This window comes from Lautropia dentalis, from assembly GCF_003892345.1.
Taxonomy (GTDB): Bacteria; Pseudomonadota; Gammaproteobacteria; order Burkholderiales; family Burkholderiaceae_E; genus Lautropia; species Lautropia dentalis.
The window spans coordinates 445,726-462,763 of the sequence record NZ_RRUE01000001.1 but is presented as its reverse complement, the minus strand read 5'-3'; the positions used below and the strand labels follow the sequence as shown (position 1 = coordinate 462,763).

The window sequence follows — 17,038 nt, the reverse complement described above, 5'->3', positions numbered from 1 at the left end:
ATGCCAAGTGGCGCTACCATCATGCTCATTGCAGCCATGCCACGGAAGTCACTCACCATGCTGATCCCTGTCATTCTGTCCGGCGGTGCCGGCACCCGGCTCTGGCCCGTCTCGCGCGAGGGACACCCCAAACCGTTCATGAAGCTGCCCGACGGCGAGAGCCTGCTGTTCAAGACGTACCGGCGCGCCCGCCGCGTGGCCGAACCGGGCGAGATCCTCACCGTCACCAACCGCGAATACTTCTTCCTGTCGAGGGACGAGTTCCAGCTGGCACTGCCGCAGGAGGCCGAAACGCCCACTTTCCTGCTGGAGCCCTTTGGCCGCAACACGGCGCCGGCCATTGCCCTGGCCGCGCTGCAGGTGGCCGAGCGCCACGGCGCGGAGGCACAGATGCTGGTCATGCCGGCCGACCATCTCATCCACGACGAGGCCCTCTTTGCCCGCACGGTACAGCAGGCGGCCGCCCTGGCCGCCCAGGGCCATCTGGTCACCTTCGGCATCCAGCCCACGGCGCCCGAAACCGGCTATGGCTACATCGAGGCCGGCCAGCCCGTGAACACGACCGTGCCGCAGGGCAACCACGTGGTGCGCTTCATCGAGAAGCCCGCGCGTGAAAGGGCCGAGCAGCTGCTGGCTGCCGGCAACTACCTGTGGAACTCCGGCATGTTCTGCTTTGCCGCCCAGACCATGCTGGACGCCCTGCAGCAACACGCCCCCGAGGTGCTGCACGCCGCCCGGGCCTGCCTGGCCGACGCCCGCATCGACCACACCAGCCATGCCACGCTGGTGGAAATCCAGGGCGAGAGCTTTCGCGAGGCCCCCGACATCTCCATCGACTATGCCGTGATGGAGAAATCCGGCCAGGTGGCCGTGGTGCCCGGCGCCTTTGGCTGGAACGACATCGGCTCGTGGGATGCCGTGCGCAGCCTGTCCGAACCCGATACCGATGGCAACCGCACCACCGGCGACACCGTGTTCGTCGACAGTCACGACACCTATGTCCACAACAGCGACGACCGGCTGGTGGCCACCGTGGGGCTGGACAACCTGCTGATCATCGACACCCCCGACGCGCTGCTGGTGGCCGCCGCCGACCAGGCCCAGAAGGTGAAGGAAGTGGTGAAGGCACTGAAGGCACGCGGTCACGAGGCTGCCCAGCTGCACCGCACCGTGGCGCGACCCTGGGGCACCTACACCATTCTGGGCGAGGGCGAGCGCTACAAGATCAAGCGCATCGAGGTCAAACCGGGGGCGAGCCTCAGCCTGCAGATGCATCACCACCGCAACGAGCACTGGATCGTGGTCAAGGGCATGGCAAAGGTGGTGAACGGCGACGAGGAGATCTTCGTGGCCACCAACGAATCCACCTACATCCCGGCCACCCACCGCCACCGGCTGGAAAATCCCGGCCTGCTGCCGCTGGTGATGATCGAAGTGCAGAGCGGCGAGTACCTGGGCGAGGATGACATCGTGCGGTTCCAGGACAATTACGGCCGGGCCTGACACGCCCCACGTGCCCATCCCTGTCCAGTCCACGAGGATGCTTCGTTGAACGAGCCCGACCCGCGCCCCACGGCCGGCCGCCCACCCGCAGCCAAAAACCCCGCCGCTGCTGCCCCCCCCTGCGGACCGGCAGGCGACATCACGGCCGTGGTGGTGACCTACAACCCCGACCTGCCCCGCCTGACGCTGCTGTGCCAGGCCACCCTGGCGCAGGTGGGCTTCGTGGAGATCATCGACAACGGGTCCAGACCGGAGGTTCTGTCGGCACTGGCGGATTTCGCCTGCCACGCAGAAAGGCCGCCAGCCAGCGGCCCAACCGGAACGCTCCCGGCCGAAAGGGCGCCGTCCCCCGTCCGGTCTGCCCCCGGGGACATCCCGCCACCCCGCATCCGCCTGACTCCCCTCCATGAGAACCGCGGCATCGGCGCCGCGCAGAACGTGGGCATAGGGCTGGCGCGTGCGCGGAGCAGCCGCCACGTGCTGCTGCTGGACCACGACAGCATCCCCGAACCGGGCATGGTGGCGGCCCTGCGCGCCGCCATCGAGCAGCAGCCGCCCGGCAGCGTGCCGGTGGCCGCGGCCGGCCCGCGCTATGCGGACGAGCGCCAGACCACCAGCCCCTCGCCCTTCGTGCAGCTGGCAGGCTTCAAACGGGTGCGCTGCCCCTGCGAGCGCCCCGGCCAGCTGATCGAGGTGGAGCACCTGATTGCCTCGGGCAGCCTGATCCCGCTGGCCGTGCTGGACGCCGTGGGCGACATGGACGAGGCGCTGTTCATCGACTATGTGGACATCGAATGGTGCCTGCGGGCAGCCCACGCCGGCTATCGCATGCTGGGCGTGTGCGATGCCCGCATGCAGCACCAGCTGGGCGAGACACCCATCGCCTTCATGGGCAAGCACCTGCCGGACCATTCCCCGCTGCGCCACTACTACCTGTTCCGCAACGCGCTGCTGCTGCAGCGCATGCCACACATCGGCTGGCGCTGGAAGGTGGTGGACGCCTACCAGACCGTCATCAAGTACGGCTTCTATGCCCTGGTGGCCACGCCGCGCTGGCCGCGCATCCGCATGATGAACCGGGGGCTGTGGGACGGGCTGCTGGGGCGGGGCGGCGCCTACCGGGGCTGAACCAGCCACCGGTGTGCACCACTGGCCCATTCACCCCTCTTCAGCGCATGTCATGGGCTCATTCACCCCCGCGCTGGCCCCGGCCGCGTGCCAGCAAAGCGTCACGCCGGCAAGGCTGGCCGCCTTATGCCACCTGCCATTCGGCGGCCGGCGTCACGCGAAGCCGGGGTATTGAAACTTCGGCGCAACACACCCCTTACCAATATTCGCGACAATAGCGCCCCAACTGATACCCACGGTGCCGTGGGCTGCCTGCTCCTGGCGGACGCAGCCCATCAGGGAGTCTCCTGTTTCCCTGGGCCAGTGCCGGCCCGGCGCCCTTTCCGGCCACATGAACATCACCCTTTCCGTTGTCAGTCACGGCCAGCGCGACATTGCGCTGCGCATGCTGCAGGACATCCTGCGCCTGATGCCGCCCGACGTGGCCGAGATCATCTACACCGCCAACGTGCCCGAGCAGGAGCTGCCGCCGCTTGCCACCGGCCACATCCGGCTGACGATGATCCGCAACGAAACCCCGAAGGGCTTCGGCGCCAACCACAACACGGCCTTTTCGCACTGCCGTACCCGGTACTTCGCCGTGCTCAACCCGGACCTGCGCTTCGACCGTGACCCCTTCCCCGCCCTGCTCAGGGGCTTTGCGGTACCGGAGCGTGGCCTGATGGCGCCACAGATCTACAGCCCCGAGGGCCGGCTGGAAAACACCGCCCGCAGGCTGTATACGCCACGCGAGCTGATTCGCCAGAAGCTGCAGCCGGCCAACCACGGCAGCGATCCGGACTGGATTGCCGGCATGTTCCTGCTGTTCGATGCCCGGGCCTACCGGGCCATCAAGGGCTTCGACGAGGGGTACTTCCTGTACATCGAGGACGTGGACATCTGCAGCCGTCTGTGCCTGGCCGGCTGGACACTGGCGCAGGCAGCCGACGCCCGCGTGGTGCACGACGCCCGCAAGCAGAGCCACCGGTCACTGCGCTTCACTCTCTGGCACATCGGCGGGATGCTGCGGTACTGGACGCGGGCGTGTTTCTGGCGGTATGGGTGGAGACTGTGGCGCAGAAGCCGCCACAGCAAGACGGCTCCGGCCTGATCCCCTCCCCTTTCGACCGCAAACAGCGAGTCATACCCGGCCCTGCACCAGCAGAGTGGCGTCCTTCCTCCTCCCGGGCGTGTCATGGACACTTTCCTCCCCGCGCCCCCTTGGAGCGTGCAGGACAAGGTAGCGAGGTCGCTTATATTGACATATTTACATCACAAACAATCTACCCTTATCAAGTAACTAATATCGACAAACAGGTAGAATAACCCTCCGGTTTTCAATACTGTAAAGTCCGCGCATGAGCCCCTACCAGGCGAAGATTGCCGTCATCATCCCGTCCTACAAGGTCACGGCTCACATTCTGGACGTGCTGGCCCGCATCGGCCCCGAGGTAGCAGCGGTGTATGTGGTGGACGACTGCTGCCCGGAAGGCTCGGGCGATCTGGTTGAAGCCCACTGCATCGACCCGCGGGTGAAGGTCATCCGCCACCAGGTCAATGGAGGTGTGGGGGCGGCAGTCATTACCGGTTACATGGCCGCGCTGGACGATGGCATGGACATCATGGTCAAGATCGACGGCGACGGGCAGATGGACCCGGGCATGGTGCCCGACTTCGTGGCGCCCATTCTGGCCGGCGAAGCCGACTACACCAAGGGCAACCGCTTCTTCGACCTGGAGCAGATCCAGGCCATGCCCACCATCCGCCTGTTCGGCAACGCCGTGCTGTCGTTCTTCAACAAGATCTCCTCCGGCTACTGGAACCTGTTCGACCCCACCAACGGCTATACGGCCCTGCACCGGGACGTAGCCCGCAGCCTGCCCTTTGCGCGCATCAGCGAGCGGTACTTCTTCGAGTCGGACATGCTGTTCCGGCTCAACACGCTGCAGGCCGTGGTGGTGGACATCCCCATGAACGCCACCTACGGCGATGAGGTCAGCAATCTCAGGATCTCGAAGGTGGCGGGCGAATTCTTCAAAAAGCACATCAAGAACACCTGCAAGCGCATTTTCTACAACTACTACCTGCGGGATCTGTCGCTGGCCTCACTGCAGCTGCCTCTGGGCGTCCTGCTCACGCTGTTCGGCATCGCCTTCGGTACGCGTGAGTGGATTCATGGCAGTGCCGCGGGCGTCACGGCATCGGCCGGTACCGTCATGCTGGCGGCCCTGCCGCTGCTGGTGGGCATCCAGTTCATCCTGGCCTTCATTGGCCATGATATTCTGTCGGTACCCAAGCGGCCCTTCCTGCGCACCTCACGCACACTGCAGCGCATCATGACGGCCGAGCAGCAGGCCGCCAGCCCGGTCACCGCCCCCGTCTCCGTTCCCGGCTGGCAGAGCACCCCGCTGACCGAAGAGGAACAGCGCATCGTGGACACGCTGAATATCGTGCACCCCGTCCCACATCACGACAGCAGGCCGGTCGGCTGACCTTCATGTCATGATCCATTTCCAGGCATTGCTCTGTGTCATTGGCATTGCAGCCGGGCAGGTACTGTTCAAGCTGGCGGCCTCGTCGCTCTCCCGTACCGGCTCGGTGCTTGCGCCCGAAACCGCGCTGCTGATGGTCATTGCGCTGGGCGTGTATGGCTTCGTGACGCTGGCCTGGATATGGATTCTGCGCAAGGCCGAGCTGGGCAAGGTCTACCCGCTGACGGCACTGGCCTTCGTACTGGTGCCGCTGGCCAGCCACTGGATGTTTGGCGAGCAGTTCCACCTGCAGTATTTCATCGGGGTGGCGCTGATCATGTCCGGCATCGTGCTGGCGGTGCGTTCCTGAAAATGGTCACAACGGGTATTTATCAATGATGACCTACGTCTGGGCCCTGATCTGCGTCCTGGGGCTGAGCGGCGCACAGATCCTCTTCAAGCTGGCCGCCAACGCCCTCAACGACACCGGCTCGTGGTTTGCACCACGCACCGCAGGGCTGATGGCCGCGGCCCTCTCGCTGATGGGCGTGATGACGATCTTCTGGATATGGGTGCTGCAGACGGCCGAACTGGGGCGTGTGTACCCCATCATGGCGCTGGCCTTCGTCATCGTGCCTGCCGCCACGCATGTCCTGCTGGGTGAGTGCTTCACGCCACGCTACTTCACCGGTGTCGTGCTGATCATGGTGGGAATCGTGGTAACGGTAGGTGCCTGAAACACCATGCGACTGTCCATCTCGAATCTGGCCTGGGATACACAGGACGACGCTGCCGTAGCAGCACTGCTGCGTCAATATGGCATCGACGCCATCGACATTGCCCCCACCAAGTATTTTCCGGACGTGACCGGCGCAACCGAGGCCGCCATCCGTAGCGTCCGTCGCTGGTGGCAGGACCACGGCATCGACATCGTAGGCATGCAGTCACTGCTGTACGGCACCCAAGGGCTGAACGTCTTTGGCGACATCCAAAGCCAGCAGGCCCTGCTGGAACACCTGAACCACGTGTGCCGTATCGGGGCCGGACTGGGCGCCAGCCGGCTGGTATTTGGCTCACCCCGCAGCCGTGACCGTACCGGGCTGAGCGATGCGCAGGCCCACGACCAGGCCGTGGCCTTCTTCCGTCAGGCTGGTGATGTAGCCGCCCGACACGGTGTAATGCTGTGCCTGGAGGCCGTGGCCCCCCTGTACGGTGCCAACTTCATGACCACCACCCTGGACTGCGCCACAGTCGTGCGGGCCGTGGATCATCCCGCCCTGCGCATGCTGCTGGACACGGGGGCCATGCAGATCAACGGTGAAGACCCGCAGGACATGGTGCCGTATACAGCCGACATCACGGAACACATCCACCTGGCCGAACCGGGGCTGATGCCGTACGGTGACGGCAATGCAGACTACATCAGCGTACGGGACAGTCTCGTCCGGCATGTTCCCCGATGCGCCGCCGCGCTGGAGATACTGCCAGGCAAGGCAGAACCTGCCCTGCCGGCCATGGCACGAAGCCTTGCATTTGCGACGGCGCTGTACCGGTCGGCCGATCACTGCAACCGGAACACTTCCTCCAGCGAGCCTGCCGTCAACAGGGCATCCGTCCAGTGATCCATCTGTTCCGGCGTACCTGCGGCAAGGCGCTTCGTGGTTTCGGCATCCAGAGGCCCGAAGCGCCTGGCCAGCAGCCTGGCCAGGGTATGGCGCTGGCCGTCCCCCCTGCCTTCTTCCCTGCCTTCTTCCCTGCCTTCTTCCCTGCCTTCTTCCCGGCCTTCTTCACGGCCAATCAGCCGGCCACGGGCCTCGCCCTTCCGTTCCAGCTCTTCCCGCACGCTACTGATCACTTCTTCCCGTACGCTCATCATGTGTGCGACCTCATCTGCATAGGTTTCGTTGTACCGGCACTCTTCCTCGGCGTCAAGCGGCGCGTAGGTCCGGATGAACCGTTCGAAGTTCAGCTGGTTGTCGATGTTCTTCTCCAGCCGGAGCAGCGCCTTGATGGCCTGCCCCAGAATGAACACCTTGTCCTGGTTCTTGCGCGACATCGTCGTCAGCAACACCTGCTCGACCACGTTGTCGGTGCCCAGGTGATCGATGGCCTTCCAGCGTGGCAGGATCACGGGGATGTAGTCGAAGAACGCGTGCCGTCTGTCCAGCGGCCCCATGTCCAGCCGGACGGGAATGTCCCGCCCATCGCGCAGGAAGATGACGATTGGCGTGATGATGTCGGTATGCAAAACCTCCGACAGCTTCACGTAATACATCAGCAGCTTCTTGATGCGGAACCGGCTGGGAATGGTCTGCTGCTCGATCAGTATCACCATCGTCTCGCGCGAGCCGTCCGGCCAGCGAACCTCCAGCGGGATGTCCAGCTCGAAGAAGCGCTCACCTAGGCGATCCGGCGGTAGCTCCTGCCGCAGCGGAGTGATGACGACGCTGTCATCCAGCGATGCAAAGCGCGCCGGGTCGAACAGGGCCAGCGCCTGCCGGGGGTACTGGGTGATCAGCGACTTGAAATACTGGTCGTGGCTGATGCGCCTCGTGCGGGAGCCGCTGCCGGCCGGCACGACACTGAACCCGGCGCCGGGTACGCCCTCGCCTGACCCCTCATCCGGTGAGGGTGGCGGGCAAGCCTTTGGCTCATCGTTGTCGGTTGTCATGATGAATGCCTCGTGGGTTGAAGGGAAACAACCCGGACATTGCAGCAGGGACGGCGATGGGTAGCGAGGAACCTGTCACGCCGGTGGCCAAGCGGATTAGGTCGAACGAATTAGGCCATCTGGATACACCTGCACCTCACGGCCACTCTCACGCAATTCTGTAGACCACGAAAGAAATTGCAAGGAAACGAACTGTCATCAGGGCTCCGGCAAAATAAGTACAGACAGCCATTCTCGTTACAATGTGTACCGACAATGCAACAATAGACACAAATAGCCGCTCGTTGATACCATTCATCCGCTGATTTTGACCGACCGTCATGTCCTGGTCCCAAATCTCCTGCGCAGCCTGACCGGTTCGCGCACCCCCGCCATGGGGCATGGAGTGCCTCCACCGTCGCCCCGGACCTGGCAGGGGTTCCATCCGTGGCCGCCATGCCCAGCTCTTTCGAGGGAGTCCCTTTCACCGTGCAACCTGCGCTTGTCGTCGATCTGGACGGAACACTCATCCACACCGACATGCTGCACGAGTCGGCCCTGCAGCTGCTGCGGGAACACCCACTGCAGACCTTGCAGATTCCGGGCTGGTTGCGCCGGGGCAAGGCCACACTGAAGGAACGGCTGGCCGAACGCACCCGGCTCGACCCCAGAACCCTGCCCTACAACCAGCCTCTCATCGAGTGGCTGAAGACACAGCGTGCCGAAGGACGCACGCTGGTGCTGTGTACGGCCTCCGACCAGCGTATTGCCCGGCAGGTTGCCGACCATCTGGGCATTTTCGATGACGTGATTGCCAGCGACGGCCATGACAATCTGGCCGGTACCCGCAAGGCGGCCGCACTGGTGGAACGCTACGGCGACCGTGGTTTCGACTACGCCGGCAATTCCAGCACCGACCTCTACGTCTGGCGCCACGCACGGCAGGCCATCGTGGTCGATGGCAGCCCGAAGCTGGCCGACCAGGCCGCCGCCGTGACGGAGGTGGCCCGGGTGTTTCCGGCCCGCCCCCAGGGCTTCAACGCCTGGCGGCGCGTGCTGCGCATGCACCAGTGGATGAAGAACATCCTGCTGTTCGTGCCGCTGCTGGCAGCGCATGATCTCACCAACCTGCATGCCTGGGGGCTGCTGGCGGTGGCCTTTGCGTCGTTCAGCCTGTGTGCATCGTCCGTCTACATTGCCAACGACCTGCTGGACCTGGAAAGCGACCGGTTGCACCCACGCAAGCGCAAGCGTCCCTTTGCCTCCGGGCTGGTGCCGGCCTGGAAGGGGGTATTGCTGGCCCCGGTGCTGCTGGGCGTAAGCCTGACGCTGGCCTGGCAGGTGGGTACGCCCTTCCTGTCATGGCTGCTGCTGTATTTTTCGCTGACCTGCGTGTATTCGTGGCGGCTCAAGCGGCTGCTGCTGATAGATTGCCTTACACTGGCCATGCTGTACACGCTGCGCATCGTGGCTGGGGCAGCTGCCATTGGACAGAGCCTGTCATTCTGGCTGCTGGCCTTCTCGATTTTCCTGTTCCTGTCGCTGGCCTTCGTGAAGCGCTATGCCGAGCTGCGTCTGCACAGGAAAGGCACCGGTTCGCTGCACGGCCGCGGCTACCACAGTGACGATGCCCCCATCATCCAGATGATGGGCATTGTGGCCGGTTATGCCGCCGTACTGGTGCTGGCCCTGTACGTGAACAGTGATGCCATCATGGCCATGTACGAACATCCGAAGCTGGTGTGGGGCGCCGTGCCGGTGGTGCTGTTCTGGGTGAGCTGGGTATGGATGCGCGCCCACCGTGGCGAGATGCACGATGACCCGGTGGTATTTGCCATCAAGGACCGGACCAGTCTGGCCACGGGCGCCATTTTCGCGCTGGTACTGGCCATGGGCACGGGCGTTCTGGGGCACATGCCATGGTAAGCCGTTTCTCGGCCTGGGGGCGCCTGTCGCGCGAGCCGCATCTGCCGCTGTCACTCGACGCCGCCCGGGTGGCCGCGCAGATTGGCGCGCCATCCCACCGGCACGGCAACGGCACTGCCACACCCGCCGGTGCAGCGCACCAGCCGGGGCTTGCCTTCGGTAACGGCCGCAGCTATGGCGATGTCTGCCTGAACCCTGGAGGCCCGCTGTGGCTGACCCGCGGGCTGAACCGCTTCATCCATTTTGATGAAGAGACAGGCCGGCTGAGCTGCGAGGCTGGCGTGCTGCTGCGCGACATCCAGCGGCTGACGGTTCCACGCGGCTGGATGCTGCCTGTATGCCCCGGCACACAGCTGGTCACCGTGGGCGGCGCCATTGCCAACGACGTGCACGGCAAGAGCCATCATTCAGCCGGTTCGTTTGGCGACCATGTCCGCCAGCTGCAGCTGGTACGCACCACCGGCGAAACCATTACCTGCGGTCCGGACACGCAGGCCGACTGGTTTGCCGCCACTGTGGGGGGCATGGGGCTGACCGGCGTGATCGTGCAGGCCGAACTGCAGCTTAGGCCGGTACCCGGCCCATGGCTGACTTCGCAGACCCTGCCCTACACCAGTCTGGACGAGTTCTTCCAGCTGTCCGACGCCTCGGCCAGCACGTGGGAATACTCGGTGTCGTGGATCGACTGCCTGTCCAGCAAGGGACGGGGCCTGTTCATGCGCGGCAACCACGTGGACGCCGGCGACCGCCCCCTGCCACGGCCACGTGCCCTGACCATGCCGGTACAGCCACCAGTGTCGCTGGTGAATGGCCTGTCGCTGCGGCCCTTCAACTGGGCGTACTTCAACCTGCACAAGGGCAGGACCGAGCCAGCCATTGTGCATTACGAGCCTTTCTTCTACCCACTGGACAACCTGCTGGAATGGAACCGGATGTATGGACCCCGCGGCTTCTACCAGTACCAGAGCGTCGTACCGGTGGCACAGGGACGCGACGCCGTGCAGGCCATGCTGCAGGCCATCTCGCAGTCGGGTGAAGGTTCGTTTCTGGCCGTGCTGAAGACCTTTGGCAACCGTGCCGCACCGGGCATGCTGAGCTTTCCGGCGCCGGGCGTGACACTGGCGCTGGACTTCCCCAACCGGGGCGAACGCACCCTGCGGCTATTCCAGCGGCTGGACGCCATCGTGACCGAAGCCGGTGGGCGCCTCTACCCGGCCAAGGATGCCCGCATGTCCCGCGCAATGTTCGAGTCCGGCTATCCGCGCCTGCCCGAATTCCTGCCCTTCCGCGACCCGGGCATCAGCTCGGCCATGTCCCGCCGCCTGATGGGAGCCTGAATTGAACACCCCCAACCGCATCGTCATCGTGGGCGCAAGCTCGGCCATAGCCGAACAGTGTGCCCGACTGTGGGCCGCCCGCACCCCGCGCGAGCTGGTGCTGGTGGGTCGCAATCTGGAAAAGCTCGAACCCATCGCGGCCGACCTGAAAGTGCGCAGCCCGGCATCCAGCATCCGCTGTCTGACGGCAGACTTTCTGGACCCGGCCGCCATTGCGGCACTGGTGCAGCAGCTGGACGCGAATGGGGGTATCGACATTGCACTGGTGGCGCACGGCATGCTGCCCAACCAGCCGGCCATGCAACAGGACCTGGCCGCCAATGCACTGTCCCTGCAGGTCAACGCCCTGTCGCCGGTACTGTTTGCGGAAGCCTTTGCCGGCGTGATGCAGCCGAGGGGCCGAGGCCACATTGCCCTGATCGGCTCGGTGGCCGGTGACCGAGGCCGCAAGTCCAACTACGTGTACGGTGCTGCCAAGGGACTGGTGGAACGCTATGCACAGGGCCTGCAGCACCGGCTGGCCGCGACCGACGTGAAGGTGCTGCTGGTCAAGCCCGGGCCCACCGATACGCCGATGACGGCACACCTGAAACAGGGTGGTGCACGGCTGGCCTCATCGGAACAGGTAGCGGCCGATATCGTGAAGGCCGTGGATGCGGGCAAGGCCGTACTGTACACCCCGGGAAAGTGGGCGTTGATCATGCTGGTGATTCGCAACCTGCCAGCGTTCGTGTTCAACCGGATGGATATCTGAGCGCAGTCACCATTCATGCAGACATCGTCCTCTCATCAATCCGCAGGGTCCTTCTACTGGCCCGCATTACTGCTGGCAACACTGGGGCTATGGCTCAGGGCAGATCATCTCGGTCACTTTGCGGCACGTCATCTGTGGGCGGAAGACGGAAACGTGTTCATATCCCAGGCGCATGCGCTTGGATGGCACTCCCTGCTGGAACCTTACGCGAGTTACCTTCATCTCTACCCCCGAATGTTCAGCCTGCTGGCCGACCCGCTACCTCTGACGGACCGCCCCGCAGTTCTGCTCATCGGCTGGCTTCTTGCGTACTACTTCATGTGTTTCTGTGCAGCCAGGCTGATCCGCCATATGGGTGGCTCGCCACTGCATGCTGCCATCACCGTCTTTCTCATAGCGGCACAACCCCATAACGGAGAAGTACTCTTCACTATCACCAACGCCCAGTGGCACCTGGGTGCGGCGCTTGGCTTCATGGCAATGACACGTTCGGACTGTTCCAGTCGTACCGAACTCATTGTACTCGCCGTGGTATCGTTCATTGCAGGGCTGACGGGACCATTTTCGATAGTTGTCGTCGCCGTAGTCGTGTTTTGGCTCATTCCCGCCAGGCGAACGTGGCGAGGTAATTGGCCCATCTATGCCTGCATGGCGATTGCAGCCCTCGTACAGGCCATTCACACCATTCGACAACCCAGGGTTTCCATACACGATTTCCATTTCGATCCTGCCATCTGGGCCAAAGGACTATGGCGTTTTGTTTCTCTGGGTGCCAACAACGGTCTCGGCTACCTGCTTATCCTTGTTTTACTCGGATGCTACGTATACCTGATATTTACTTCCAAGGGTAACCGCATCAAGCGTTTGACAGCGCTGGGGCTTCTTTTCATTGGGCTTGGAATGGGTGCAGCAGGCATGTATGTGTTGTTTCCTGACCCACTTGGCGCTGCCTCACGGGGATTGGGGCAGCGCTACACCTGGGTTCCCTACGCCATGGTTCTGGCCTCAATCAGCGTCGCTTCGATCGGCGCACATCGTGTTCTCACTGCAGTTATGGCTCTGGCGGCGGTTCTATTCTGCGTCCGACAGCCCCTCGCCAGCAAGAAGAGCGATCTTCATTTCAAATCGTTTGTCAAACTTTCGGAAGTCACAAAAACCGTCATTCCGATTCATCCTGTCTGGCAGGCATATCCGTCATGGAACATTCATCTTCCACCACAGACACCGGAGCAGCCAACATACCGGATGAAAATGCCGGACCAAAACCTGACTGACAGATTCAACACTCCCAACCTCTCCGGATCAAGCATCGCAACTGGCTTCTCCTGCAGAAACGCACGTCACATCGGCGTCGAAATGGACATGCACCGAGAACAACAAGGCGAGGTAACCCTTTACTGGAGCGACAACGAGCGCTTTGGTGAACAATACAAATTTGGGCGATGGTACCCCAATGGAGACATCAAGGCCCAGTTCGCGTTTCCGGCCTTTCCAGGGAATATATTCCTGCATATCGACCCCCATCAACAGCCACCTGACGCCACCGCCATCAAGGAACTCCGCATCTACTGCCTGAACTGACACAATGACAGACCTGCTGAACAAAAAGATCATCCTCCCCGGCGGCGCCGGACTGGTCGGCCAGAACCTGGTCGCCCGTCTGAAGGACCGGGGCTATCGCAACATCGTCGTGCTGGACAAGCATGCCAACAACGTGGGCGTGCTGCGCCGCATCCAGTCAGACATCACAGTCGAGCTGGTGGATGTGGCCGAGCCCGGAAACTGGCAGAAGCACTTCGAAAACGCCGATACGGTGGTGATGCTGCAGGCACAGATCGGCGGCAACGATTACAGCGAGTTCGTGCGCAACAACGTCACGGCCAGCCAGGTGATTCTGGACACCATCCGTCAGTACCGGGTGGCGGAGCTGGTGCACATCAGCTCGTCAGTGGTGGAATCGGTGGCGGATGATTTCTACACCAACACCAAGAAGGACCAGGAAAAGCTGGTGGTGGACAGCGGCATTCCCTGCCCCATCCTGCGGCCCACACTGATGTTCGGCTGGTTCGACCGCAAGCATCTGGGCTGGCTGTCGCGCTTCATGAAGAAGGTGCCCGTGTTCCCCATTCCGGGCGACGGCAGATACATGCGTCAGCCGCTGTACGTGGGCGACTTCTGCGACATCATCATCAGCTGCATCGAGCATCCGGACATCCGCGGCATCTTCAACATTTCGGGGCACGAGAAGGTCGACTACATCGACATCATCTGCGAAATCAGGAAGGCCACGAAGGCAAAAACCCCCATCGTGCGCATCCCTTACGGGCTGTTCTACGCTCTGCTATGGACCTGGGCGCTGTTCGACAGGAACCCGCCCTTCACCACCCAGCAACTCGCTGCGCTCTCTGCCAAGGACGAGTTCGAGGTGATCGACTGGCCGGGCATTTTCGGCGTGCGGGCAACGCCGTTCAGGGAAGCCATCGATGAAACCTTCAACGACCCACGCTACGGCAGCGTGGTGCTGGAGTTCTGAACATGGCCACACCCCAACGCATTGCCGTACTGGGCGCCGGCCCAATGGGGCTGGCCGTGGCCTACCAGCTGACGCAGGATGGGCATCACCCCGTGGTATTCGAGGCAGACGACCGCGTGGGGGGCATGACGGCCACCTTCGACTTCGGTGGCCTGGACATCGAACGCTACTACCACTTCCATTGCATTTCGGACCATGCCTTCCTGCAGGTACTGGACGAGCTGGGCCTGAGCAGCAAAATGCACTGGACCGAAACGAAGATGGGCTACTGGTTCCAGAACCGGTTGCAACCCTGGGGCAATCCGGTGGCGCTGCTGAAGTTCCGTGGGCTGAGCCTGCCGGCAAAGATCCGCTACGGCCTGCACGCCTTTCTGTCCACCCGTCGCAATGACTGGAAGCCACTGGACAACGTGGAGGCTACCGGCTGGATCAGGCGCTGGGTGGGCGACGAGGCCTGGGAAGTGCTGTGGAAAAAGCTCTTCGAGCTGAAGTTCTACGACTACACGCCCAACCTGTCGGCTGCGTGGATATGGAGCCGCATCCGGCGCATTGGCCGCTCGCGCTACGATCTGTTCCGTGAAAAGCTTGGCTATCTGGATGGCGGGTCCGCCACGCTGCTCAACGGCATGAAGCAGGCCATCGAGGCGCGCGGCGGCAAGTTCCGGCTATCCACACCGGTCACACGGGTCACCATGGACCATGGCAAGGTCACAGGGGTGCAGACACCTTCCGGCACCGAAGCCTTCGACCGTGTGATCAGCACTATCCCGCTGCCCTATGTGCCGCAGATCATGCCCGATCTGCCCGCCGACATTCTGGCAAGGTACCGGGCGCTGAAGAACATTGCCGTGGTGTGCGTGATTGCCAAGCTGAGAAGGCCGCTGACCGACAATTTCTGGCTCAACACCAACGACCCGGACATGGACATCCCGGGCATTGTGGAGTACACCAATTTGCGGCCGCTGGGCCATCATGTGGTGTACGTGCCCTTCTACATGCCGGGCGAACACCCGAAGTACCAGGATGACGACAATGTGTTTCTGGACAAGGTGCGCCGCTACCTGAAAAAGATCAACCCTGCGCTGCAGGACGATGACTTCATCGACATCCGCGTCAGCCGCTACCGCCATGCACAACCCATCTGCGATCCGGGGTATCTGTCGAAACTGCCACCGGTGAAGCTGCCCGTCGAAGGACTGTGGGTAGTCGACACTTCGTACTACTACCCCGAGGACCGCGGCATTTCCGAAAGCATTGGCTTTGGCCGGCAGATGGCCAGGGACGCCGTGCAATGATCGGCGCCTTCCGGTCCCGCCAGTTTCTGGTCTTTCTGCTGACCGGAGGCATTGCCGCGGCCGTCAACTTCGGCAGCCGCATCCTGTACAACCAGTGGATGGGTTTTTCGGCCGCCATCGTGCTGGCCTACATCACGGGGATGGTCACTGCCTTCGTGCTGGCCAGGCTGTTCGTGTTCCGGAACAGCCAGCGTGCGCTGCACCAGTCGGCCCTGTACTTCGTGCTGGTCAACGGGGTGGCGGTACTGCAGACCTGGGCCATCAGTCTGCTGCTGGCCGACTGGCTGCTGCCCCTGCTGGGTGTTGAGCACTTCGTGCACGAGATCGCCCATGGTGTGGGGGTGGTAGTTCCGGTGTTCTCCAGCTACCTGGGGCACAAGCACCTGTCGTTCAAGTAACCGGGTGCTGGCCAAGGCTGCCTGCATCCATCCTTCACGTAACCTCATTCCCATGAAGACCAGGGGACCACTGATTGGCTTTGCGCTGATCACCCTACTGTATCTGGGCACCCTGATCTGGCTGGATGCACAGAAACAGGTATTTGCCCGGCTGACGCAGCTCGGACCAGCACTGGTAGTGATGGCGTGCCTTGCGCTGGGCAGCTTCGTCGTGCGTTTTGCGCGTTGGCAGTGGTTGCTGCACCGCATGGGACACTACCCTCCCCTGGGCTACAGTTTTCTGGCCTACATGAGTGGCTTTGCCTTCACGGCCACGCCGGGCAAGGTGGGCGAATTGGTACGCATCCGGTACCTGCTGCCCGCAAGGGTCCCGGCACAGACCACACTGGGCGTGTTTGTATACGAGCGGCTGTTCGATTTGCTGGCCGTGTTGATGCTGGCGACCTTTCATGCCACGCAAAGCCCGGTATTGATGGCGAGCGTGTCTGCCTTTGTGCTGGTACTTGCGGTTGTGGTGCTGGGCTGCACCTGGAACCCGCGGTTGTTCAACCAGGTCATCGTGCCGCTTCGACGGCTGCATGCCTGGCGACTGGTGCTGCTGCTTCGCACGCTGCGCGACGGGTTGTGCCAAAGTCGACGACTGGCCACACCACTGGATACCGCCATTTCGCTGGGTACGGGGCTGATGGCCTGGCTGTTCACGGCAGGCGCCTTTGTCTGGCTGCTGCACCAGCTGGACATCGTTCTGCCCTGGCATGTGAGCCAGTCCATTTACCCCATCGCCATGCTGGCTGGAGCGGCTTCGATGATTCCGGGCGGCATGGGATCTACCGAAGCCACCATCGTAGCACTGCTGATGTCACAAGGTATCGAGCCCGCCACGGCAGGACTGGCAGCAGTGGGAGCACGACTGGCTACGCTCTGGTTCTCGATTCTGCTGGGATTTCTGGCCATGCTGTGCCTGAATGTCCGATACGGCAAAGGAGAGAAGACTCCTCACCCTGCACCTTTCTCCATCACATCCCTCTCCCCTCGGGGCAGAATCTGAGCAGATTTCTATTGGG

At 62.9% G+C, this 17,038-nt stretch carries 16 protein-coding genes; 15 read left to right on the top strand and 1 reads right to left on the bottom strand.

Annotated features, from left to right (window positions below; translation table 11 throughout):
• Window positions 1–57 precede the first annotated feature (57 nt).
• The 7 genes from EHV23_RS01775 (at window position 58) to EHV23_RS01745 (ending at window position 6,703) form a co-directional block, all read left to right on the top strand.
• Complete coding sequence (locus EHV23_RS01775; protein WP_125094449.1) at window positions 58–1,503, top strand: mannose-1-phosphate guanylyltransferase/mannose-6-phosphate isomerase; 1,446 nt, start codon at window positions 58–60, stop codon at window positions 1,501–1,503.
• A gap of 45 nt (window positions 1,504–1,548) precedes the next feature.
• Window positions 1,549–2,631, top strand: a complete 1,083-nt coding sequence (locus EHV23_RS01770; RefSeq protein ID WP_125094448.1) for a glycosyltransferase family 2 protein — start codon at window positions 1,549–1,551, stop codon at window positions 2,629–2,631.
• A gap of 331 nt (window positions 2,632–2,962) precedes the next feature.
• Window positions 2,963–3,721: a glycosyltransferase gene (locus EHV23_RS01765; protein WP_125094447.1), complete on the top strand. Its 759-nt coding sequence runs from the start codon at window positions 2,963–2,965 to the stop codon at window positions 3,719–3,721.
• A gap of 247 nt (window positions 3,722–3,968) precedes the next feature.
• A complete protein-coding gene (locus EHV23_RS01760; protein ID WP_125094446.1) occupies window positions 3,969–5,102 on the top strand; it encodes a glycosyltransferase family 2 protein in 1,134 nt (377 codons plus the stop codon).
• Window positions 5,103–5,112: 10 nt separating this feature from the next.
• Window positions 5,113–5,451: an EamA family transporter gene (locus EHV23_RS01755; protein ID WP_125094445.1), complete on the top strand. Its 339-nt coding sequence runs from the start codon at window positions 5,113–5,115 to the stop codon at window positions 5,449–5,451.
• A gap of 25 nt (window positions 5,452–5,476) precedes the next feature.
• Entirely contained in the window at window positions 5,477–5,818 is a 342-nt protein-coding gene (locus EHV23_RS01750) for a DMT family transporter (protein WP_203228849.1), read from the top strand.
• A 6-nt stretch (window positions 5,819–5,824) separates the two neighbouring features.
• Entirely contained in the window at window positions 5,825–6,703 is an 879-nt protein-coding gene (locus EHV23_RS01745; RefSeq protein WP_125094444.1) for a sugar phosphate isomerase/epimerase family protein, read from the top strand.
• Here the strand turns inward: EHV23_RS01745 and EHV23_RS01740 are convergent.
• On the bottom strand, window positions 6,643–7,752 hold the full coding sequence (locus EHV23_RS01740; RefSeq protein WP_125094443.1) for an RpnC/YadD family protein: 1,110 nt from the start codon (window positions 7,750–7,752) through the stop codon (window positions 6,643–6,645). The genes EHV23_RS01745 and EHV23_RS01740 overlap by 61 nt on opposite strands.
• Window positions 7,753–8,220: 468 nt before the next feature.
• Between EHV23_RS01740 and EHV23_RS01735 the strand changes: the two genes are divergently transcribed.
• Genes EHV23_RS01735 through EHV23_RS01700 form a run of 8 tightly spaced genes read left to right on the top strand, consistent with a single transcriptional unit; the run spans window position 8,221 to window position 17,022 of the window.
• Window positions 8,221–9,657, top strand: coding sequence for a UbiA family prenyltransferase (locus EHV23_RS01735; protein ID WP_420813023.1), 1,437 nt, complete (start codon window positions 8,221–8,223; stop codon window positions 9,655–9,657).
• Window positions 9,651–10,994 carry an FAD-binding oxidoreductase gene (locus tag EHV23_RS01730; RefSeq protein ID WP_125094441.1) on the top strand — a complete coding sequence of 448 codons (1,344 nt, stop codon included), beginning with the start codon at window positions 9,651–9,653 and terminating at the stop codon, window positions 10,992–10,994. Before EHV23_RS01735 ends, EHV23_RS01730 begins: the two co-directional genes overlap by 7 nt.
• 1 nt (window position 10,995) lies before the next feature.
• Window positions 10,996–11,748, top strand: a complete 753-nt coding sequence (locus EHV23_RS01725) for an SDR family NAD(P)-dependent oxidoreductase (RefSeq protein WP_125094440.1) — start codon at window positions 10,996–10,998, stop codon at window positions 11,746–11,748.
• Between the two features lie 15 nt (window positions 11,749–11,763).
• The gene (locus tag EHV23_RS01720; RefSeq protein WP_125094439.1) at window positions 11,764–13,329 is read left to right on the top strand and encodes a hypothetical protein; all 1,566 of its coding nucleotides are present in this window, start codon (window positions 11,764–11,766) and stop codon (window positions 13,327–13,329) included.
• Between the two features lie 4 nt (window positions 13,330–13,333).
• A complete protein-coding gene (locus tag EHV23_RS01715; RefSeq protein ID WP_125094438.1) occupies window positions 13,334–14,281 on the top strand; it encodes an NAD-dependent epimerase/dehydratase family protein in 948 nt (315 codons plus the stop codon).
• Between the two features lie 2 nt (window positions 14,282–14,283).
• Window positions 14,284–15,576: an NAD(P)/FAD-dependent oxidoreductase gene (locus EHV23_RS01710; RefSeq protein ID WP_125094437.1), complete on the top strand. Its 1,293-nt coding sequence runs from the start codon at window positions 14,284–14,286 to the stop codon at window positions 15,574–15,576.
• Window positions 15,573–15,974: a GtrA family protein gene (locus tag EHV23_RS01705; protein WP_125094436.1), complete on the top strand. Its 402-nt coding sequence runs from the start codon at window positions 15,573–15,575 to the stop codon at window positions 15,972–15,974. The genes EHV23_RS01710 and EHV23_RS01705 overlap by 4 nt, the downstream gene beginning before the upstream one ends.
• Before the next feature lie 52 nt (window positions 15,975–16,026).
• Complete coding sequence (locus tag EHV23_RS01700) at window positions 16,027–17,022, top strand: lysylphosphatidylglycerol synthase transmembrane domain-containing protein (RefSeq protein WP_125094435.1); 996 nt, start codon at window positions 16,027–16,029, stop codon at window positions 17,020–17,022.
• The last annotated feature ends 16 nt before the right edge of the window (window positions 17,023–17,038 follow it).